The organism is Erythrobacter sp. JB3-1 (assembly GCF_057364995.1).
The window spans coordinates 2593671-2614965 of the sequence record NZ_CP200289.1 but is presented as its reverse complement, the minus strand read 5'-3'; the positions used below and the strand labels follow the sequence as shown (position 1 = coordinate 2614965).

18 protein-coding genes are annotated in these 21295 nt (G+C 59.6%); 12 read left to right on the top strand and 6 right to left on the bottom strand.

Going from position 1 to position 21295, the window contains the following annotated elements; genetic code table 11:
* Genes nuoL through AC0V6M_RS12400 form a run of 7 tightly spaced genes read left to right on the top strand, consistent with a single transcriptional unit; the run spans nucleotide 1 to nucleotide 8536 of the window.
* Nucleotides 1-1992: an NADH-quinone oxidoreductase subunit L gene (gene nuoL, locus AC0V6M_RS12430; protein ID WP_486139122.1), complete on the top strand. Its 1992-nt coding sequence runs from the start codon at nucleotides 1-3 to the stop codon at nucleotides 1990-1992.
* Nucleotides 1993-2007: 15 nt separating this feature from the next.
* The gene (locus AC0V6M_RS12425; protein WP_486139121.1) at nucleotides 2008-3561 is read left to right on the top strand and encodes an NADH-quinone oxidoreductase subunit M; all 1554 of its coding nucleotides are present in this window, start codon (nucleotides 2008-2010) and stop codon (nucleotides 3559-3561) included.
* Nucleotides 3561-5039, top strand: coding sequence for an NADH-quinone oxidoreductase subunit NuoN (nuoN, locus tag AC0V6M_RS12420; protein ID WP_486139120.1), 1479 nt, complete (start codon nucleotides 3561-3563; stop codon nucleotides 5037-5039). Before AC0V6M_RS12425 ends, nuoN begins: the two co-directional genes overlap by 1 nt.
* Nucleotides 5040-5068: 29 nt before the next feature.
* On the top strand, nucleotides 5069-5800 hold the full coding sequence (locus AC0V6M_RS12415; protein WP_486139118.1) for a biotin--[acetyl-CoA-carboxylase] ligase: 732 nt from the start codon (nucleotides 5069-5071) through the stop codon (nucleotides 5798-5800).
* A gap of 6 nt (nucleotides 5801-5806) precedes the next feature.
* Nucleotides 5807-6583 carry a type III pantothenate kinase gene (locus AC0V6M_RS12410; RefSeq protein ID WP_486139117.1) on the top strand — a complete coding sequence of 259 codons (777 nt, stop codon included), beginning with the start codon at nucleotides 5807-5809 and terminating at the stop codon, nucleotides 6581-6583.
* Nucleotides 6584-6593: 10 nt separating this feature from the next.
* Nucleotides 6594-8252 carry a ribonuclease J gene (locus tag AC0V6M_RS12405; RefSeq protein ID WP_486139116.1) on the top strand — a complete coding sequence of 553 codons (1659 nt, stop codon included), beginning with the start codon at nucleotides 6594-6596 and terminating at the stop codon, nucleotides 8250-8252.
* Nucleotides 8252-8536 (top strand): DUF1467 family protein, encoded by a 285-nt coding sequence (locus AC0V6M_RS12400; RefSeq protein ID WP_486139115.1) that lies wholly within the window; start codon nucleotides 8252-8254, stop codon nucleotides 8534-8536. The genes AC0V6M_RS12405 and AC0V6M_RS12400 overlap by 1 nt, the downstream gene beginning before the upstream one ends.
* A 23-nt stretch (nucleotides 8537-8559) precedes the next feature.
* Here the strand turns inward: AC0V6M_RS12400 and AC0V6M_RS12395 are convergent, their stop codons facing one another.
* Both AC0V6M_RS12395 and AC0V6M_RS12390 read right to left on the bottom strand, forming a co-directional pair.
* A complete protein-coding gene (locus AC0V6M_RS12395) occupies nucleotides 8560-9519 on the bottom strand; it encodes a hypothetical protein (RefSeq protein WP_486139114.1) in 960 nt (319 codons plus the stop codon).
* The gene (locus AC0V6M_RS12390) at nucleotides 9488-11215 is read right to left on the bottom strand and encodes a hypothetical protein (protein WP_486139113.1); all 1728 of its coding nucleotides are present in this window, start codon (nucleotides 11213-11215) and stop codon (nucleotides 9488-9490) included. Before AC0V6M_RS12390 ends, AC0V6M_RS12395 begins: the two co-directional genes overlap by 32 nt.
* Nucleotides 11216-11285: 70 nt before the next feature.
* On the opposite strand from AC0V6M_RS12390, the gene AC0V6M_RS12385 reads away from it, so the two are divergent.
* The 4 genes from AC0V6M_RS12385 (at nucleotide 11286) to AC0V6M_RS12370 (ending at nucleotide 15283) form a co-directional block, all read left to right on the top strand.
* Entirely contained in the window at nucleotides 11286-11594 is a 309-nt protein-coding gene (locus AC0V6M_RS12385; protein WP_486139112.1) for an Hpt domain-containing protein, read from the top strand.
* 85 nt (nucleotides 11595-11679) lie between these two features.
* Nucleotides 11680-12882, top strand: coding sequence for a hypothetical protein (locus tag AC0V6M_RS12380; protein ID WP_486139111.1), 1203 nt, complete (start codon nucleotides 11680-11682; stop codon nucleotides 12880-12882).
* Between the two features lie 39 nt (nucleotides 12883-12921).
* The gene (locus AC0V6M_RS12375) at nucleotides 12922-13881 is read left to right on the top strand and encodes a hypothetical protein (RefSeq protein ID WP_486139110.1); all 960 of its coding nucleotides are present in this window, start codon (nucleotides 12922-12924) and stop codon (nucleotides 13879-13881) included.
* Between the two features lie 7 nt (nucleotides 13882-13888).
* Nucleotides 13889-15283: a sensor histidine kinase gene (locus AC0V6M_RS12370; RefSeq protein WP_486139108.1), complete on the top strand. Its 1395-nt coding sequence runs from the start codon at nucleotides 13889-13891 to the stop codon at nucleotides 15281-15283.
* 30 nt (nucleotides 15284-15313) lie between these two features.
* Here AC0V6M_RS12370 and AC0V6M_RS12365 read toward each other — a convergent pair whose 3' ends face one another.
* Genes AC0V6M_RS12365 through gltX form a run of 3 tightly spaced genes read right to left on the bottom strand, consistent with a single transcriptional unit; the run spans nucleotide 15314 to nucleotide 18309 of the window.
* Complete coding sequence (locus tag AC0V6M_RS12365) at nucleotides 15314-15523, bottom strand: hypothetical protein (protein WP_486139107.1); 210 nt, start codon at nucleotides 15521-15523, stop codon at nucleotides 15314-15316.
* A 24-nt stretch (nucleotides 15524-15547) separates the two neighbouring features.
* Nucleotides 15548-16834, bottom strand: a complete 1287-nt coding sequence (locus AC0V6M_RS12360; RefSeq protein ID WP_486139106.1) for a citrate synthase — start codon at nucleotides 16832-16834, stop codon at nucleotides 15548-15550.
* Between the two features lie 59 nt (nucleotides 16835-16893).
* Nucleotides 16894-18309 carry a glutamate--tRNA ligase gene (gltX, locus tag AC0V6M_RS12355; protein ID WP_486139105.1) on the bottom strand — a complete coding sequence of 472 codons (1416 nt, stop codon included), beginning with the start codon at nucleotides 18307-18309 and terminating at the stop codon, nucleotides 16894-16896.
* A 28-nt stretch (nucleotides 18310-18337) separates the two neighbouring features.
* Here gltX and AC0V6M_RS12350 point away from each other — a divergent pair, with 28 nt between their 5' ends.
* Nucleotides 18338-20554, top strand: coding sequence for a ComEC/Rec2 family competence protein (locus AC0V6M_RS12350; RefSeq protein ID WP_486139104.1), 2217 nt, complete (start codon nucleotides 18338-18340; stop codon nucleotides 20552-20554).
* Nucleotides 20555-20587: 33 nt separating this feature from the next.
* Here the strand turns inward: AC0V6M_RS12350 and lexA are convergent, their stop codons facing one another.
* On the bottom strand, nucleotides 20588-21289 hold the full coding sequence (gene lexA / locus AC0V6M_RS12345) for a transcriptional repressor LexA (RefSeq protein WP_486139103.1): 702 nt from the start codon (nucleotides 21287-21289) through the stop codon (nucleotides 20588-20590).
* Between the last annotated feature and the right edge of the window lie 6 nt (nucleotides 21290-21295).

Genomic DNA, 21295 nt, shown 5'->3' with positions numbered 1-21295 from the left:
ATGCATTCGATACTGATCATCGTATTCCTGCCGCTGCTGGCAGCTATCATCGCCGGGCTGGGCAACCGTATGCTTGGCAATGTCGCGGCAAAGTCGATCACCACTGGCGCGCTGTTCATTTCAGCCGCGCTTAGCTGGCCGATCTTCCTAAGCTTCCTGAGCGGCTCCGCGGAGGCTGAGGTTGTCCACGTCCTCGATTGGGTACGCTCGGGCGATATGACGTTCGATTGGGCGCTGCGCGTCGATGCGCTGACCGCCGTAATGCTGGTCGTCATCAACAGCGTGTCTGCGCTCGTGCACCTCTACAGCTGGGGTTATATGGAGGAAGACCCGGATCAGCCGCGTTTCTTCGCTTATCTCTCGCTATTCACCTTCGCGATGTTGATGCTGGTGACCGCGAACAACCTGGTCCAAATGTTCTTTGGCTGGGAAGGGGTGGGCCTGGCGAGTTACCTGCTGATCGGGTTCTGGTTTAAGAAACCAACCGCTGGTGCCGCCGCGATCAAAGCCTTCGTGGTGAACCGCGTCGGCGACCTTGGCTTTATGCTGGGTATCTTCGGCATCTATCTAGTGTTCCAAACCACATCGATCCCAGAGATTTCGGCCGCCGCGCCCGCGATGAGCGGGTCGAGCATCGGCTTTCTCGGCATGCGGCTCTACACAATGGATATCATTGCGATCCTGCTGTTTGTGGGCGCGATGGGTAAGTCAGCGCAGCCGCTGCTGCACACCTGGCTGCCAGACGCGATGGAGGGCCCAACGCCCGTTTCTGCGCTGATCCACGCCGCAACCATGGTGACCGCTGGCGTGTTCATGCTGTGCCGCCTCTCGCCATTGTTTGAGACCGCTCCAACGGCACTGATGATTGTGACCGTGGTGGGCGCGGCGACCTGTTTCTTCGCGGCGACCATCGGCACAACGCAGTGGGACATTAAGCGCGTGATCGCGTATTCGACCTGCTCTCAGCTCGGCTATATGTTCTTCGCTGCGGGCGTGGGCGCGTACAATGTGGCCATGTTCCACCTGTTCACGCACGCGTTCTTTAAGGCGCTACTCTTCCTTGGTGCGGGCAGTGTGATCCATGCCATGCATCACGAACAAGACATGCGCTATTACGGCGGCCTGCGGAAACAGATCCCGATCACCTTCTTTGCCATGCTTATGGGTACGCTCGCGATCACCGGTCTAGGCGTCTACCACCTCGGTATGGGCTTTGCCGGCTTCTGGTCGAAAGACGCCGTGCTGGAGGTCGCCTTTGCGCGTGGGACAGAGATTTCAGTCACTGCCTTCTGGCTCGGCGTGGTCGCTGCTCTGCTGACCAGCTTCTATAGTTGGCGCCTGATGTTCCTTACCTTCTGGGGCAAGCCGCGCTGGATTGAGAGCGAGCACATTCAGCACAGCGTTCACAAGACGCCTGCTGAGGCTGGCGAGGACACAACCGGCGGATATCACCCGCATGAAAGCCCGATCACGATGCTGATCCCGCTTGGTCTGTTGACCATTGGCGCGGTAGCCGCTGGTCAGGCGTTTGCGCCAAGCTTCCTAGATGATGCAGCGTTCTGGGCTGGTTCAATCTTCTACAACGCAAACCTGATGAGCGCGATGCACGCCGTTCCGTATTGGGTGAAGTACTCAGCTTTGGTCGTGATGATCATCGGCTTTGTCGGTGCCTATGTCGCCTATATCGCGAAGCCAGACATTCCCGCGAAGTTCGTTGCGATGTTCCCATGGCTGCACCGTTTCGTGTACAACAAGTGGTATTTCGACGAGCTCTATGACGCGATCTTCGTCAAGCCAGCATTCTGGTTTGGCCGTCAGTTCTGGAAACTGGGCGATATCGGCACTATTGACCGCTTTGGGCCAAACGGCGTTGCCTGGGTGGTGGAGCAAAGCTCTGTCGCGGCGAAGAAGGTCCAATCGGGCTATCTCTACACTTACGCATTGATCATGTTGCTGGGGCTGGTGGCCGCTGTGACATGGGCCTTGTTCTAAGGGGGGCATGGAATAATGGACGGCTTCCCAATTCTCTCGCTCATGATGCTTGTGCCCTTGGCCGCAGGCATCGGTTGCTTCTTCGTTGGCGCAAATACTGCGCGCTGGCTCGCTTTGATCGGCACTTTAATCACCTTCGTGCTCGGCGCGCTGCTGTGGGCCAATTACGAAATCGGCGGTCCGCAATGGCAGTTCACTGAAAGCGCTGAGCTGTTTGCGGGCTTCAAATATGCGCTTGGGATCGATGGCATCGCCTTGATGCTGATCATGCTCAGCGTGTTCCTGATGCCGATCTGCATCATGGCCAGTTGGACCGCGATCCAGAAACGCGTTGGCGAATACATGGCCGCCTTCCTGTTTATGGAAGTGCTGATGATTGGCGTGTTCGCCGCGCAGGATCTATTCCTGTTCTACATCTTCTTCGAAGCCGGCCTGATCCCAATGTATCTGATCATCGGCGTGTGGGGCGGCGATAACCGCATCTACGCCAGCTATAAATTCTTCCTCTACACGCTGCTCGGCTCGGTTCTGATGCTGATTGCGATGTTCTGGATGGTCGCAGAGGCCGGCACGTCAGACATCCCGACGCTGATGCAGTACGACTTCCCGGTTGGCGCGCAGACGTGGCTGTGGCTCGCATTCTTCGCCAGCTTTGCGGTGAAGATGCCTATGTGGCCGGTTCACACATGGCTGCCCGATGCGCACGTTCAGGCGCCCACGGCGGGCTCTGTGATCCTTGCCGGCGTCTTGCTGAAACTTGGCGGCTACGGCTTTATCCGTTTCAGCCTGCCGATGTTCCCCGATGCCAGTGCTCAGCTTGCATGGCTGGTGTTCGCCTTGTCGATGGTCGCAGTGGTCTACACGTCGCTCGTCGCGCTGGTGCAGCACGATATGAAGAAGCTGATCGCCTACTCATCGGTGGCGCACATGGCGATTGTGACGGTCGGCCTGTTCGCCTTCAACATTCAGGGCCTCGAAGGCGCAATGATCGTCATGCTCAGCCACGGGCTGGTCTCTGGCGCATTGTTCCTGTGCGTTGGCGTGATCTATGACCGGCTGCACACCCGTGAGATTGACCGCTACGGCGGGCTTTCGATCAACATGCCGTATTACGCGCTGTTCTTCTTGCTGTTCACCATGGCCAGCATTGGCCTGCCCGGCACCAGCGGCTTTGTGGGTGAGTTCCTCTCGCTTGCCGGCATTTATCAAGTGTCGACCTGGGTCGCGCTGATCTGCACCACAGGAATCATCCTGGGCGCAGGCTACATGCTGTATCTCTACCGCCGCGTCGCCTTTGGCGATCAGAAGAACGCGGATGCGGCAGTCATGCTCGACCTCGACAAGCGCGAATGGGCCATGCTGGCTCCAATCGCCGCCGTCGTGCTGTGGATGGGCGTGTATCCAGAGAGCTTCCTTGCGCCCATGCGCGCAGATATCGCGACGTTGGACGCACGGCTCGCCTCGGCTGCACCAGAGGGTGACAGCCAGCTTCAAGCCGGTCCGCCGCGCGAGTCCGCCGCCAATGCGGTGCCAGAACCAGAACATGGAGAGGGTGAGGGCGCCCACTGATGGACTACGCAACTTCCTTCGCGCTGATCGCGCCTGAATTGCTGCTGACGGTCTCTGGCCTGATCCTGCTGTTGGTCGCTGCCTTTGGCGGCGACAAAATGGCGCGGCCAATCGCTATCCTCGCAGCGGCTACCCTGTTTGGCGCAGGCTTTATGCTGGTGCCCGGCCTCCACAGCGGGGTTATGGGCTTAGACACCTACGCCTTTGGCACTTTGATGCGGGCAGATGCCTTTGCCCTGTTCGCCAAGGCGATGATCTATCTTGCCGCCATCGGCTGTCTGGTGATTGCGCCAGCTTATTTCGCGACCGCCAGCAATGGCAATGAAAGCGGAATGCGCGCGGAATATCCGATCCTCGTGCTGTTCGCCGTGCTCGGCATGAGCATCATGGTCTCGGCCAGCGATTTCATGACCCTATACCTCGGTCTCGAGCTTAACAGTCTAGCTGCTTACGTGCTCGCATCGGTGCTGCGCAATGATGGCCGCTCGTCTGAAGCCGGCCTGAAGTACTTCGTGCTCGGCGCGCTGGCATCGGGCATTCTGCTTTACGGCATGAGCCTGCTCTATGGCTTCTCTGGCAGCACAGAGTTCGGCGCGGTTCGCGCCGGACTGTCGGGAGAGCTCGCCACTGGCGCACTGTTCGGCCTCGTGTTCGTGCTTGCAGGCCTCGCGTTTAAGATCGCCGCTGTTCCGTTTCACATGTGGACCCCGGATGTTTACGAGGGCGCACCTACGCCCGTCACCGCATTCTTCGCCACCGCGCCAAAAGTTGCCGCTGTTGCGCTCACCGCGCGCGTCACTTTGGAAGTGTTTGGCGAGCAATCTGATGCGTGGCGTCAGATCGTCATGTTTGTCGCTTTGGCGTCAATCATTGTCGGGGCGCTGGGTGCTATCGGTCAGAACAATCTGAAGCGACTGCTCGCCTATTCCTCGATCAACAATGTCGGCTTTATCCTTCTGGGCCTTGCGGTGGCGAACACCGCCGGGGCGAGCGCGATGATGGTCTATCTGTTCATCTATGTCGCCATGTCATTGGGCAGCTTTGTTGCCTTGCTGATGCTGCGCGGTGAAGACGGGACTTTGTTCGAAACTTTCGACGATATCAAAGGCCTCGCCACCACTCAGCCTGTCATCGCATGGTGCCTCGCGGCGCTGATGTTCAGCCTGGCCGGTATCCCGCCGCTGCTCGGTTTCTACGGCAAATTCGTTATCTTCCAGGCCACCGTTGAGGCGGGCCTTGTCGCCTTTGGCGCAATCGCGATTGCCGCCAGCGTGATCGGCGCGTTCTACTACATCAAGTTCGTGAAGGTCATGTTCTTCGACGATGAAGTCGGCCTGGTGAAGGGCAAGAGCGACCTGTCGCACTGGGTGCTCCTGATCATCACCACCTTGATCATCTCGCCGCTCGGCTATCTGCTGACCCCGTCGATCACCGATCTGGCAAACAAGGCTGCTGAAGCTCTGTTTCTGGTCGGGTAGCGCGGCCAAGGAAGTTCAGCAGCCACGCCTTGACCAATATTGAAACCATTGCCGAGACCGGATCGACCAATGCCGATCTGCTCGCGCGTGTGCAGCGCGGCGAGGCACTGCCTGAGGGGCACTGGCTAAGAGCGGAGCGTCAAACGGGTGGGCGAGGGCGGTTGGGCCGCAAATGGGAAAGCCCCAACGGCAATCTGTTTTGCAGCACCGTGGTACACATTGGCGCCGCTGATCCCGCGCCGCACACGCTCAGCTTTGTCACCGCACTGGCCGTGTTTGACACGCTCAAGCGCAGCCTGCTTGCCAATACGCCTATCATCCTCAAATGGCCCAATGATGTGCTGGTGGATGAAGCAAAGATCTCCGGCGTTCTGCTCGAACGCAGCGGCGATACCATCGTCGTAGGTATCGGCATCAATGTCTGCCACGCCCCGAAAATGCCGGATCGCAAGACCACCTCCATCGTCCATGAAAATGGCAAGCACGGCGGCAGCGCGGAATTGGTGCTCTCCATTCTCGCAGAGAACTTTGCCGCGCGATTGGCCCGCTGGCGCAGCGCCGGGCTTTCGGCAACGCTGGACGATTGGACCGAGCGCGCGCATCCAATCGGTTCAAGGCTATCACTCAAACCCGGCGATGATAGCCCGGTCACTGGCCAGTTCGCTGGTCTCGATAATGAAGGCGCTTTGCTGCTACGCTTGGAGAATGGGGCGATGCGCACTATTCACGCAGGCGACGTCTCCATGATTGCTCAAGGATAACCGCCCATGTTGCTCGCCGCCGATGTCGGAAACACCAATGTCGTCTTTGCTTTGTTCGACGGGCAGGAAGTGCGCGCGCGCTGGCGCATCGCAACCGACCCGCGCCGCACGGGCGATGAATATGCGGTGTGGCTGCTCCAATTGTTGGAAATTGAAGGCGTTGCGCGCGAAAAGATCACTCAGATAATCTTTGCCAGCGTCGTACCGCGCGCTGACCATAACCTCACGGTTCTGGCGCAGAAATACTTCAAGATTGATCCGCTGTTCGCGGGCAAGGATAAGGCCGCTTGGCGCTTTGAGATTGATGTCGATCAGCCCAGCTCGCTTGGCGCAGACCGCGCGCTCAACATCGTTGCCGCGCATGCGAAATATGGCGGCGATTTGATCGTCATCGACTTTGGCACCGCGACCAAATTCGAAGCGATCGATTTCAACGGCACTTACAAGGGTGGCTCCATAGCCCCAGGGATCAATCTGTCGCTTGATGCATTAGTCGGTAAAACGGCAAAGCTCCCCCGCATTGCGATCCGCGCGCCCGACAGCCGCAGCGTTATTGGCCGCAACACAGAAGACCAGATGCTGATCGGTGTGTTCTGGGGCTATGTCGCGATGATGGAGGGCATTGTTGAGCGTATGCGCGCAGAGATTGGCCGCCCTGCAAAAGTGGTCGCAACCGGCGGCCTTGCGATCCTGTTTGACGATGCGACTGACATCTTCGACCACGTTGATGCGGACCTGACAATTCAAGGCTTGGCGATCCTCGCCGAGCAAGCTGAGAGCTAATAAACCTTACGTGAAAAAGAACTTCACTCCTGAAGACGAACTGCTGTTTCTGGCCCTGGGCGGATCCGGCGAAATCGGCATGAACGTCAACCTCTACGGCTGCAAAGGCAAGTGGCTGATGGTTGATCTGGGCATGACCTTTTCCGGCAATGAATATCCCGGGCTCGACCTCGTCTTTGCTGACCTTGAGTTTATCGAGGAACGCACCAAAGACCTGCTCGGCATTGTGTTGACCCATGCTCACGAAGACCACATTGGCGCGGTTCCCTATTTTGCAGGCGAATTGGGCGTGCCGCTTTACGCAACGCCGTTCACCGCCGATTTGGTCGCGCGCAAGCTGGAGGAAGCCGGGCTGACCGGTCAGGTCGAGCTCAATATTATCGAGGAAGACCACGGCCAGATCTCGCTCGGCCCGTTCGACATCACCTATGTTCCGCTGGCGCACTCGATTGCGGAGGGCAACGCCCTGCTGATCGACACCCCGCATGGGCGGATTTTTCACACCGGCGATTGGAAACTCGACGAAGAGCCGATCATTGGCGAACCGACCACGGAGGAAGAGCTGAGAGCAATGGGCGACGAGGGGGTGCTCGCTCTGGTCTGCGATTCGACCAATGTCTTCAATCCCAACCCCAGCGGTTCAGAAGGCGGCGTGTATCGCGGCCTGATGGAAGAGGTGGCGAAGCACACCGGCAAGCGGGTGATGGTGACAACCTTCGCGTCTAACGTGGCGCGGCTTCAGACACTGGGCGATGTCGCCCGCGAAACTGGTCGGCAATTGTGCGTCGCGGGGCGCTCGCTCGACCGCATTATCGAAGTCTCGCAAGACAATGGCTATCTTCAGGATTTCCCTGAAACGGTTGATTGGAACACCGCAATGGGCCTGCCTCGCGGCGAAATCCTAATCCTCGCAACCGGCGGGCAGGGGGAGCCTCGCGCTGCTCTGTCACGCGTGGCCGATGAGAACCACCCGATCTCGCTCACCAGCGGCGATGTCGTGCTGTTTTCGAGCCGCCAGATACCCGGCAATGAGATTGCGATTGGCAAGGTGCAAAACCAGCTGGCGCGGCGCGGGATCACGATGGTCACCGACCGTCAGAGCGAGATCCACGTCTCTGGCCACCCTGGCAGGCCGGAACTCGAAGCGCTCTACAGCCGGATTCGCCCAGAAGTGCTGGTGCCCGTCCACGGCGAAATGCGCCACATGATGGAGCAAGCGCGGGTCGGCAAAGACAATGGAATTCCGCACAATATCGTGCAGGCCAATGGCGACATCGTCCGCTTGGCCCCGGGTGAACCGGGCAAGCTCGCCGAGGTCCGTAACGGCCGCCTCGTGCTCGACGGCGATATCATCGCGCCCGCTGATGGCGATGCGATTGTGATGCGCCGCCGGCTCGCGCGTGAAGGCGTGGTGTTTGTTGTGCTCGCCCCGAATGGCGAATCTGAGATCGAGGCACTCGGACTGCCGCTCGATGAGGATATGCCGGACTTTATCGCCGAGGCGAAAGCCGACGTACTAAAGGCGGTGCGCAAGCTGAAAGACCGCGATGTCGCCGAGATTTCCGAAGCCGCCCGGCTCGCGACCCGCCGCGCGGCTCAGCGCTGGTCTGGTAAGCGACCACAAGTGCGTGTGATCCTGCCCGGATTGGACGGCAAAGGCGCCCGCTGATGCAGTGGACCTCTATTGCCGCGATTTACCTGCTGTTTTGGGTGATGACCGCGTTCATGATGCTGCCCTTCGGCATCCGCACGCATGATGAGGTGGGTGAGGCGCGTGTCCCCGGCCAGGCGGAAAGCGCACCTGCGAATTTCCGGCCGGGCAAACTGCTGTTCCGGGCGACCATCATCTCGACCGTTATGACCGTGCTATTCGTGCTCAACTACGAATATGGCTGGATCGGCCCGGACGATATGAACATCTTCCCAGAGCCACCTGAGCAAACTCAGCGATAGGCCGCAGACCGATCCCCTATGGATCAGTTGCGAAGCCGCTCAATCGCTTGTGCCAGCAAGACATAGAGCTTGCCCATATCAGAGCCCAGCACAGTCACACCCAGCGCGTTGCCATCGCGGGTGGATAGCAGTGAGCGCAGCATCGCCTCAAAGTCGTGGATGTAGCGGCTGACATTGCCCCGGAACACATCGTCTGACTGATACAGCTCTGCGATCTCGCGCGCCTCGCCATTGTCGATGATCCGCACAGCCCGACGGGTGAATATCCCGCGGTCGCCTTTAAGGTAAGCCTCCCAAGCGGTGTCCGTCACATCGGTTGATAGCGCGGTTGTGATGTCGATCGCATTGGAATTGAGGCTGTCAGTGATGAGAGCCATACGGCGTGAGAAGTCATTGTTCGCCTGCTCTTCTGCCAGTTCGCGAGCGCGCGTAACGCGTTGCTCAAGATTGCCGGTCAGCTCGTTCACCTTGGACAGCTGATCGCGCAATTGCATAGCAGCCTCGCGGCCAGCGCCAGAGGCCTGCGACGCGGTTTCTTCCAAGCGGGCAATCGCCTCCATGCTCTCGCTGCGCAGCGCATTCTCCAATGTCGTCACCGCTTCCGCGCCCATGTTTTCGGCCATTGCGCCGATCCGGTCGCGCGCGCCGTCTTCAATGGTGGCAAAGGCAGAATGCGTCGCCACTTCGAGAGAAATGATCGCTTCACGCAGCTGTTCCTGCGTCTCGCTGGACAGCGTATGGGTCTCGTCCGAGAGCTTGGCCAATCCGCCGCGAAGCCCTTGGAGTTTCGCAATTGTCTCCTCGGTCTGTTCGCCCAGCTTGATGTGGAGCGCCTCTATGGAGTTATCTGTCTCGCTGATGTGAGCCTGTGCCGTCTCCAGATGGCAGGCGAGGGCATCGCCATGCTGGGTCGTCTCGCCCATGCTCTTGCTCAGCATGAAGGTGCGGTTTTCAACGTCGGACGAGCTGCTCAGATGTGGCATCAACCGCTTGCGCAAAGTCTTCGCGCGCCTGTTTTGCACCCGATTGGATGATCTCAAGCAAGCGCACACCGCCTTCGGTCAGCGATGCGATTTGTTGTTCGGTCTCGGCCAATTCCGTGCGGTTGCCCGCCAATTGCTCACCCAAAGTGGCAAGACCAGCATCGACACTAGCTCGCGCGTTGTCGCCTTGCTCGGTGATGTCGGCAAACAGACTGCTGAGTTGGTCCAGCTTCTCGGCCATATCCTGACCGTGACTTACCAACTTCTCGGTCTCGGCAATCTGCGCCTCGCGCCGCTCTGACAGAGCCTCGTCAAGTTCGGCCAGACGCTGCGCCAGCACCTCGGTTGCTTGGGCTTCGCGTGTGTCAAAGTCATCCTGACGCTTGGCCATATTCTCGGCAAAAGACAGGTCACGCTCAGCGAGGGTTTGCTCAAACCGGCTCGCTTCGGCATTCAGCCCAGCGATCCGTTCACTTGCTCCGCGCGCAGCTTTAGCATCCAATTCCTCAAGGTTTTGGATCACCTCAGTGATTTCATCGCGCAGCTGATCTTTCGATTTGCGCAGTGCATCCAGCGATTCCGCCTCAGCTTCACGCAGGCTAGCGGCCAGAGCCTCACCTTCACCGCGCAGCAGCGCAATACGTGCCTTCAACGTCGTCAGCGACTTCTCCTCCTGCTCCGCAAAATCGCCGTCGAGCTCAGAGAGGCCCTCGCGCAGGTGATCCGCGCGCTGACGCATCGCCGCAAGCGCGCCAACCTCGCGATTGTCGAGCTCCGTGCGATAGGCGTCCGTCTTTTCGTTGAGGGCCGCAAAGCGCGCGGCGGTCTGCTCTTCGATTTGCGCCATTTGCGCCTCGAACCCAGCCAAAGTCTCATCAACCTTGCCGCTGAGGGCTTTGACCTGCTGCTCGCTGGCCTTGCCAAAGTCGTTAAGACGCTCAAATCCAGCGATCAGCTTCTCCGGCTGGTCACTCGCGGTGCGTCCGGCATTCCCAACTTGGTTGGACACATCGCGCGCTGAGGTCGCGATAACCGGCAAATCATCCCGCAGACGGCTCATATTCGCCAGCGCCGTGTCGCTTGCCTCGCCAATCCGGTCGACTTGCTTACCATTCTTTTTGATCAGCGTTTGCAGCTCATCGGCATGCGTAGAAATACGTTCACTGGCAACTCGGCCCAGCGAATCCAGCTCACGCGACTGGCTGCCCAAAAATTCGCGCGCAAGACTCAGCTCGCGGTTGACCACGCCAAGGCGAGTCTCAAGCTCCGCAGATTCCGCCGAAAGCATCGCCGCCGTGTCGGCAAACCGGCGCGCCTCGCGGCTCGAATTGCGCATGGCGACCAGCCATGCAATGCCGATCAGCAGAACCGGCACAGACCAATCGATGATCCATTTGGTCCATTGCTGCGGCGTGCTCGAAACGCTGAGAAGTTCGCCGCGCAAGGCCCAGATATAAAATCCGCTCCAGGTCGCGATTGCCGCGATCGCCAGGGTCGGCACCACCCAGCCAAAGCGCGGGCGGGGCGGGACGTAATCCTTTTCCTCCAGGAGATAATCATCGCTGTAGTCATCGGACAGCTCAGCCTCATCCTCGGCCTCGAGGCTGGTCTCCAGCTCCACGCCTTCGATGGGTTGGTTGGGCGCATCCTGCGCGGCTTCGGACCCTACGGCCCGGATATGTGGTTCGCCAGACATGTATGGTTAAATACCACACAACCACAAAGGATAAACCCCGCATTAACTCTCACACGATAAAGCGAGGCATATGGCGTATGAAAATGGTGCTCTTGATGCAACACTAGCGGCCGCAGCCGGAGATGATCCCGCTTTGCGGCAAGAGCTGCGCGCAGCTCTGATTGAAAGTGCCCATAAGCAGCTGGACCTGCTCAAACGCTCTCGCTGTGATGGCAATTGGCACGTTGCGGCCATGCGCCTTAAAGGCCTCGCCGCCAGCTTTCACGCAGAAGACCTGCTAAACGCAGCCGAAGATGCACTGGCCAGCGCGCCCGGCGAACCCGCCGCAATCCGCGCGATTGAGGACGTGTTGGCGCAGGTTGCCGGACCCAAGCGCTAAAAGAATATCGGTAAAAGCGCCGCGCCACCGCTTGGCATAGCGCGTCTATTGCCCTTACCCCCGATGTATTCGGAGGGAATTGGCCGTGCGCACCGCCTTATTAGCCGCGCTGAAATGCACAGAGACCGGCGAAATTCGCGCGTTCTTGCCGCTTGCCGGACGCAGTGTGCTGGCATGGCAGTTTGACCTTGCACGCTCGCTTGGTTGCGAGCGGGTGATCTGCCTATGCAACGCCGCCGGGCCTGAGATCCTCGACATCCAGCACGAAGCGGAGACCGCTGGCGTGCAATTCCACGCGATTAAAGGCCCCTTGCAACTTGTTGGCCTGACCACCGCAGATCAAGACCTGTTGATGATGCTGGATGGTCTGGTGATGGAGCCAGAGCTAGCCGCATCGCTCAACCAGCAAGGCCGAGTGGTTGCGACCATTCCCGCAAGCAGCGGCCTAGCCCAAGAGCATTCCGCTGACTTTGAGCGCATCGACGCAGAGCGCGCCTGGGCCGGGCTCGCCATTCTGCGCGGGCGATTGGCGGAAAAGCTCGCTGATCTACCCGGTGATGGTGATACTATGTCGCTGTTGCTGCGTTTGGCGCTGCAAGCGGGTGAGAAAAGCGTTTCCGTCGATGCGGAGAGCCTGAGCGGTGGCGGATTGCTGCTGACGACTGACGCCGGTGCGCTGGAGAAACGTCAGATCGCTCTCATTGAACGCAGCGCCCAAAACACGCCTTGGACAGGGCCATCGCAGGCGGCAGCGGCTTTGCTCGCTGCCAAAACTGCACCGGCAGGATTGGAACGCGGCCCGGCAATTTCCGCCACTATCGGGCTCGCCAGCTTGGTCACCATGGTCGGAGCATCATGGCTAGACCAGGCCGCCGGAGGGTTGTTCGCCGGGGCATTTGGAGCATTGGCCTTGGCCTTCTCTGATGCAGGCACCCGGCTCAAATCTGCGCTCTATGGATATGCAGAGGACGCCAAACAATCTCGATTTACGAATGGCTTGCGCGATATTCTTATCGCGTTCGCACTATGCCTTAGCATGTATCACGGGATGGAAAGTGCCAATCTGACGCTCGTTTTGCCGCTCCTCATGGTCGGCCTTTTGCACCTCGCATCCGCCGCTGAAAACGCCCGCTGGCGCGCTTTTTGGGGCGAGCGAACACTGCAGCCGGCAGCGCTCGGGACATGTGCCATTTTCGGACAGCTGACAGCGGGGATTGCCGTTCTTGCGCTAGGCGCTTTAGCGCATGCTTTGCTGCGTCTTCAGAAAGCTGAAACGACGCGCGAGTAACATGCGTGCTGAGAGGCGTGCAACGGGGGCAAAGCCACGATGGAAAGATCCGCGTATACCGCGATCGAAACCATCCTGAGGGATGAATTGGCGCGTGGTGACACCGCATTGAGCGGGGTCGCGCCCGTTCTTGCACACATGCTTTCCGGTTCTGGCGGCTCATTGGTAAGCGAAGCGATTGTCGCGAAATTGCGCGGAATGCTGAGCCATATGGCGAACCAATTGCTTGCCTCCAAATCACCCGATTTCGGCGCAGACGAGGCTGACCGACTGTCCGCCGCACTCGCCAGCGACAGCGCGATTTTGAGCCATTGCTATGCAGCGGCGATGGAAGGCCATTTGGCCGAACGGTTGGAGCGTAAGACCGCGCTCGATCAGGTTCTTACGCCCCTGATGCAAGAACTGATCGCATCCGAGAGCAGCGATGTTGCCGAGCTCGCCATGGCGGCCATGGCGGCGCAATCGCGCTTTGTGCAATATCAAAAGCGGATGCATCTGCCTCTCACAGAGCTGCCCGCAGAGCTGTTTCAGAGCCTGCTCCACAACTGGTCCCAAGCGCCTGAGAACACAGCGAATGAGGCCGAAATCGCAGCGACACGCGCTGGGACAGATCAATTGAAGGCGTCCTATGACGAGGGCGCGACGCGTGTCGGTCTGCTCTCACGCCTCGTTTCGGCCATGCGGGGCGGGGCGAGGGCATCACTTGAGCTCGAACATGCGGGATTTGCCCTGTTTGCCACCGCCTTAGGCACGCTAACCCGGCAAGCCCGCGAATTGGCTGTGCTGTCCTGTCATGAACGCCAATCCGCACGGCTCGCGCTGGGCCTGCGCGCGGCGGGAATGATTGAGCGCGAGATCGAACGCCAATTTGCTCTGTTGCACCCGGACCAACAATTGCCCGGCGGATTTGACGATTTGCTCCCCGATCGCGCGCAAAGCCTGCTAGGGCACGCCGCGATGCGTGTCGATAAGAGCGCGGTAACGAGCGGAACGACCTAAACGGACGATGAGCAGCAGTGATACTTTGCTGGCCGCGCGAGGCCTGACCGATGATCAAGATCGGTTGCTGTCGGCTGATGAGCCGCTGGCGGACCTGCACGCCCGCTGCGGCGGCGCTCTGCCAGGCGTTTTGGCGGTTCCAGAGCTGTTGGAGTTGGTGCGGCAAGGGCGGACCTTTGGCCTGCGGCTCGCCCGCGAATTTGCCGCCTTTGACGGCGAAGATATGGTTTCCGGCTTTGTCCGCATCCACCCACTCGCCGGGGACGCTGGTGGTGGATGCGAGATCCTGATCGAAAACTGGCACCGGCGCGAGGCCCGGCCCGACAGCGAGGCAAAGCTCGCCAAACGGCTTGATGCCATCGACCGCGCCACCGCAGAGATCACTGCGCGGCTTGATCGCAAGCAGAATGTTCAATTGCTGAGCGCAGGGGCAAGCGATGCTGGCGAGCTGGAGGAAGCGGTTAGCCGCGATCCCGGCAAAAACTGGACGGATTACATCGGGTTGGAAGGCGTAGCCCATCATCAACCGCTGCACTGGCGCTTGCTGGATGGCGCAGCCTGTACGATTCCCGGGTCTCAGCGCCATTGGCGTGCGCGCTTAATCCCGCTTGGCCCAGCAGCGGAGGCTCCGCGCGGGTTTGAGCTGCTGCTGACTTCTGACGAGCCACTCGTCACAGAAGTTGTAGGCGCTGGCGGCGGGAAAACGCGCGAAGATGCGCATATGGAATTGATCGGCAGCGCGCTGACACCCGCTTTGCGTCAGCCGATTGCGCGCGTCATTGCCAATGCGGAGACCATCAGTTCAAAACTCGCCGGTCCACTGCGCGATGAATATGCCGAATACGCTGGAAATGTCGCCTCGGCGGGCAAGCATCTCAACGCGATGCTGGAGGATCTCGTCGACCTGCAAGTGGTTGAAAGCGATGGGTTCAAAACTGCGCGCGAGAGAGTCGATCTGGTCGATGCGGCGCGGCGCGCAGGGGGCATACTGGGTGTGCGAGCGCAGGCGCGCAACATCACGCTCGATTTGCCAGACGAAGGCTCCAAAGTGATCGCGATTGGCGAGTTTCGCCGTGTGCTTCAGGTGCTAATCAATTTGATCGGCAATGCGATCATCTACTCACCGGACAGCAGCACAATCACCGTCAGCGTCGATGATCACGAGGGTGAGGCGGAGCACGCCAGTATCACCGTGGCCGACCAAGGCCCCGGCGTGGCTTCTGCGCAAACCGCTCGGATTTTCGATAAGTTTGAGCGGCTTGGCCGCGAAAATGATAGTGGTTCAGGGCTAGGGCTCTACATCTCGCGGCGCTTGGCGCTGGCGATGGACGGCGATTTGATGCTCGAGAGCGAAGCGGGCGAGGGTGCGCGCTTTACGTTGAACCTACCCAAAAAGAAGTAGGCAGAGACTGCAAGGGGCGCGGCGGTGCCGTTACCTGCGAATACGCTCAGCCGCCCACAGTAGCAGCGCACCAATTAGCAATGTGATGAGACCGTAAAGCGCCCATTCGCGCTTTGCGAGCATGAAGCTGTTCTCGGGCCAGTTGAGCACGCCCGCGCCCTGCAAAGCCCACATTCCGCCCGAGAAAACGAGCGCGGCACCAAAAACTTGGAACACCAGTCTTGCGACAATGCGTCCCATTAGTGCCGCGCTCCTTTATCTGGCCTAGCGTTTGTCCAGTGGCACGTAGTCGCGGGTCGTCGGCCCAGTGTAAAGCTGACGCGGACGGCCGATGACCTGACCTGGATCGGAGATCATTTCGTTCCACTGCGCGACCCAGCCCACAGTCCGCGCAAGCGCGAACAGAGCGGTGAACATGGTGGTAGGGAAACCGATCGACGACAGGATGATCCCGGAATAGAAATCCACGTTCGGGAACAGCTTCTTTTCCTTGAAATAATCGTCGTTTAGCGCGAGTTCTTCAAGCTGCAGAGCGGTCTCAAACACGGGGTCTGTGACGTTCAATGCTTCAAACACTTCACGCAAAGTCTGCTGCATCACGGTCGCGCGCGGATCGTAGTTTTTATAAACCCGGTGGCCAAAGCCCATCAGGCGGAACGGATCGTTCTTATCCTTCGCGCGCTCAATGTAGTGCGGGATGCGATCAGGTGTGCCGATTTCCTGCAGCATGTTGAGCGCCGCTTCGTTGGCGCCGCCATGCGCCGGGCCCCAGAGGCAGGCAATGCCCGCTGCGATACAAGCGAATGGGTTTGCGCCCGAAGAACCGGCCAAACGCACGGTTGAAGTCGAAGCGTTTTGCTCGTGATCGGCATGCAGGATGAAGATGCGGTCCATCGCTTTTTCGATGGCTGGGTGCACCTCATATTCCTCAGCCGGAACGCCGAAGGTCATGCGCAGGAAATTGCCCGTATAGCTGAGATCATTCTTCGGCTGCATGAAAGGCTGACCGACGGCATATTTATACGCCATCGCTGCAATCGTTGGCATTTTCGCGATCAAGCGGTGTGAGCTGATCTTGCGGTGCTCTGGATCAGAAATGTCGGTGCTGTCGTGATAGAACGCAGACAGGGCGCCAACCACGCCGCACATGATCGCCATAGGGTGCGCATCGCGGCGGAACCCCTGGATAAACTGGCGCAGCTGATCGTGCAGCATCGTGTGCCGCGTGATCGTGTAATTGAAGTCTTCCATTTCGGCGGCATTGGGCAGCTCGCCGTTGAGCAAGAGATAGGAGACTTCCATAAAGCTGGAATGTTCCGCCAGCTGGCCAATGGGATAGCCGCGGTGCAGCAGCACGCCTTCGTTCCCGTCGATGTAAGTCAGCGCACTTTCACAGCTCGCTGTAGACTTATAGCCAGGATCAAACGTGAACGCGCCCGTTTGGCCATACAGCTTGCGGATGTCGATAACATCGGGTCCGGTGCTGCCTTCGAGCACTGGGAAATCGTAGGTTTCGCCCCCCAGCTCGAGCGTTGCCTGTTTGTCTGCCAAAACCTGTCTCCTCAAATTCAACCTACCGCTTCTAAGCGCGATCTCACTCGCGCTCAGCCTCAGCCGGCTTGCGCGTCCAAGCGCGCCAAAGCTTCTTCCCGTCCCAATAGGACCAGAACATCGAAAATACCGGGCGAATTCATCGTTCCGGTGAGAGCTGCACGCATAGGCTGCGCGAGCTTGCCAAAGCCCAGCTCGTGGGCCTCAGCTAGTGCCTTCGTAGTGGCTTCGAGGGCCTCACTTGTCCAGTGATTTTCCTGCGATAATGCTTGCACAACGAGCGAAAGCCGCGCTCGGCCATCCTCGTCGAGCGATTTTGCCGCCTTTTCCGTCATTTCCAGCGGACGCTGCGCAAACAAAAAGCCAGCCCCTTCAGCCAGTTCGTCAATGTTTTTCGCTCGCACTTTCAGCACTGGCATAGCTTTGGTCAAAAGCTCTAGATTCGCGTTGCTTTCGATCCGGCCCATGGCGAGTTTCGCCAACATCGCGTCATCGGCCTCGCGAATGTAGTGCCCGTTGAGGCTTTCCAGCTTCTTCAGATCAAAACGGGACGGGCCTTTGCCAACCCCTGACAGATCAAACAGCTCAATTGCTTCTGCGCGGGTAATCTCTTCACGGTCGCCATGCGCCCAGCCAAGGCGGAGCAGGTAGTTGAACAAAGCGTCGGACAGTATGCCCATCTCATCGCGGTAGGCCTCTACGCCAAGCGCCCCGTGACGCTTCGACAATTTTGCTCCGTCCGCCCCATGGATCAGAGGAATGTGGGCATATGTCGGCTCAGGCCAATCGCCCTCAACTTTATCCATCGCATGATAGATCGGCAGCTGGCGAAAGGCATTGTTGAGGTGGTCATCACCGCGGATCACATGGGTCACGCCCATGTCGTGATCATCAACGACAACGGCCAGCATATAGGTCGGCGTTCCATCAGCGCGCAGGATGATGTAATCATCGAGCTCTTCGTTCTTGACCGAAACGGAGCCTTGCACTTCGTCGGCGATGGTCGCCTCGCCCGATTGCGGGGTTTTGAGCCGAACGACATAAGGCGCGCCTTCTGGTGCTTCGGATGGATCGCGGTCGCGCCAGCGCCCGTCATAGCGCATGGGCAGCTTTTTCTCGCGTTGCTCCGCGCGCATGGCTTCAAGCTCTTCCGGCGTAGCAAAGCACTTATAGGCGTGCCCTGCATCCAGCAGCTTATGCGCCACTTCTGCATGGCGATCCGCTCGCTTAGATTGGAATACCGGCGCGTCGTCATAATCGAGGCCAAGCCAATCAAGCCCGTCGATTATCGCATCAATCGCCTCCTGAGTGGACCGCTTACGGTCGGTATCCTCAATGCGCAGCAGAGCCTTGCCGCCGTGATGACGGGCATAAAGCCAGTTGAACAAGGCCGTGCGCGCGCCGCCAATATGCAAAAAGCCTGTGGGCGAGGGGGCAAAGCGGGTGACAATCGCTTTTGCGCTTTCGCTTGCCATAGCCTGTGAATTCCTTTTCAAGTTGCTCATGGGCCAAGAGGGGGCGCCAAATGTGCCGATTGGCGGCGGGGCTGGTGAAAGCCCCAATGCCAGTGATGTTGCAGTGCAGCGCCATTGGCGCAAGGCCCCGGCTTTGTCCAGTATCGGGTCCAGTATTGGCCCGGGCCTAGCCTCCAAAATTGAAGGTTTTTTAGCTGGGGCGGGTTTCGACCGCGCACCGTGGATCGCTGTGCTGTTCGCAGGCGGTATTCTATCATGGTTCGCGCTTAGCTCGCCGCTGCAATGGGCGGCGGGGATCGGGGTAGGCCTGCTGCTAGCCATCGCGGGCGCCGCAATTTGGCGCGGGGTCGAGGACCGCGTCTTGCTCAGGCAGACAATAATCGCCGTCGGGCTGGTGTTCGCCGCCGGGATTGCGACCATTTGGATGCGCTCAGAACTGGTGGGGGCAGAGCCCATTGAGCGCCCGATTGTTGAGCGGGTTCAAGGCTTTGTTCTCGAACGCGAAGATCAGCCCGCGCGCGAGCGGATCCGATTGGTCCTGGCCATGCGGGACGCTGAGAATGGCGAAAGCCGCAAGATCCGTGTGAATGTACCACAGGATAAGGTCGTGGACGGCTTGAGCGAGGGATCGGTGGTGCGCCTGCGCGCGCGCTTGATGCCGCCAGCCTCGCCGATGCTGCCAGGCTCATACGACTTTGCCCGCGCCGCCTGGTTCCAGGGTTTAGCCGCAACCGGCAGCTTGGTTGGCGAGATCGAGCTGATGGAGGGTGGGCGTGACACCGGCGCCATTCCAAAGGTTCAGCGCGTGCTCTCGGCCCATGTGCGCGAGCGGGTGGACGGCTCAGCAGGCACAATCGCGGCAGCTTTTGCGAGCGGCGACCGTGGCGGGATTGCAGAGGCCGACGAAATCGCGATGCGCGATGCGGGACTAACCCACTTGCTCTCGATCAGCGGGCTGCATGTCAGCGCCGTCATCGCTGCGGCCTATTTGGTGACGTTGAAGTTGTTGGCTCTCTTTCCGGCGGTGGCGCTGCGTGTGCGCCTGCCGATCTTGGCCGCGGGGGCAGGGGCGCTTGCGGGCGTTGGATACACGCTGCTGACGGGGGCGGAGGTTCCGACTGTGCGCAGCTGCGTCGCGGCAATGCTGGTGCTGATAGCGCTCGCCATGGGCCGCGATGCATTGTCGCTCAGAATGGTGGCGATGGCGGCGATATTCGTCATGCTGCTGTGGCCGGAATCGGTGGTGGGGCCGAGCTTTCAGATGAGCTTTTCTGCCGTGATTGCGATTGTGGCGCTGTCGAGCTCTGGACCGGTGCGCGCGTTCCTCGCTGCGCGGGAGGAGACATGGCTGCGGCATGTCGGCAGACGGGTGATCATGCTGTTCATTACCGGTCTGGTGATCGAGATCGCGCTGATGCCGATTGTTCTATTCCATTTCCACAGGGCAGGGGTCTACGGCGCTTTTGCCAATGTCATCGCGATCCCGCTGGTCACCTTCATCTCAATGCCACTCATTGCCTTTGCGTTGTTCCTTGATCTGATCGGCCTTGGCGCGCCCGCCTGGTGGCTGGTGGAACGCTCGCTTGAGCTGTTGCTTGCGATTGCACATTGGACGTCGAGCCAGCCCGGTTCGGTCAAACTGATGCCGCAGATGGGCAGGCTCACTATCGCGCTGTTCGTTATTGGCTCACTATGGCTTGCCTTATGGAATGGCCGCGCGCGGTTGCTGGGATTTGCACCCGTTGCGGCGGCTTCGATCATGCTCATGGTGACGCCTATTCCTGATGTGCTGATCGGGCGCGATGGGCGCCATGTCGGTGTGACGATGGATAGCTCGCTGTTGTCGCTGCGCAATTCGCGTTCTTCCTATGCGCGAGACAACCTGCTCGAACTCGCCAGCGTTTCTGCTGATCCCATTCCGATGGCGGAATGGCCCGGAGCGCGGTGTTCTACCGAGTTCTGCCTTCTCCAGATTGAGCGCGGAGGCCGCGACTGGACAATACTGATGGCGCGAAACCGAGAGCTGATCGAGGAACGCGCACTCGCCGCCGCTTGCGCGAGAGCCGACATCGTCGTGGCCGACCGTTATCTGCCGTGGTCTTGCAAACCCAAATGGCTCAAAGCCGATCGCGGGTTTCTACAAGAGCATGGCGGGCTGGCGCTCGATCTGTCATCGGAGCGGATCACCAGTGTTGCCAGCAATCAGGGCCAGCATGGATGGTGGCGCGGGAAAGCCGACGATTAGCCAGCCACCCCGCGCGACCTATTCACATCGCAATTAGTGGTAGCGCCGCAGGAGGCCTGCGAGCTTACCCTGAACCTGAACTTCGCCCGGTTGATAGACCTGCGCATCATAGGACGCATTGGCCGGATCAAGCCGCACTGTCCCGCTGTCGCGGTGGAGGTATTTGAGGGTTGCTTCCTCGCCGCGCACCAGGGCCACAACGATTTCGCCATCTCGCGCGGCGTCCGTGCGCTTTACCAGCGCAAAGTCACCGTCGAAGATGCCAGCCTCAATCATCGAATCGCCAGACACCTCAAGGGCGTAATGCTCGCCCGGTCCCAGCAAGGCCGCCGGTACGGGAAGGCTGCTTTGTCCCTCAAGCGCCTCAATCGGAGCGCCCGCTGCGATCCGGCCATGCAATGGCACCTCGATCACGTCATTTGCAGGCTCTGGACTGGTGTCATTCGCGCTGGGCATGGATGTCGCCCGCGAGACCACATCATTCGCCACCGCCGCCGCAGCGCGCGGAGCAGGCGTTGCATCCTCAGGCTGCTTGATCACCTCCAGCGCGCGCGCCCGATTGGGCAGCCGCCGAATGAAGCCGCGTTCCTCCAATGCCGAAATCAGTCGGTGCACACCCGACTTGCTCTTAAGGTCGAGCGCTTCCTTCATTTCTTCAAAAGAGGGTGAAATTCCCGTCTCTTCAAGCCGCTCTTGGATAAAGCGGATCAATTCGTGCTGCTTTGCCGTCAGCATTACGAT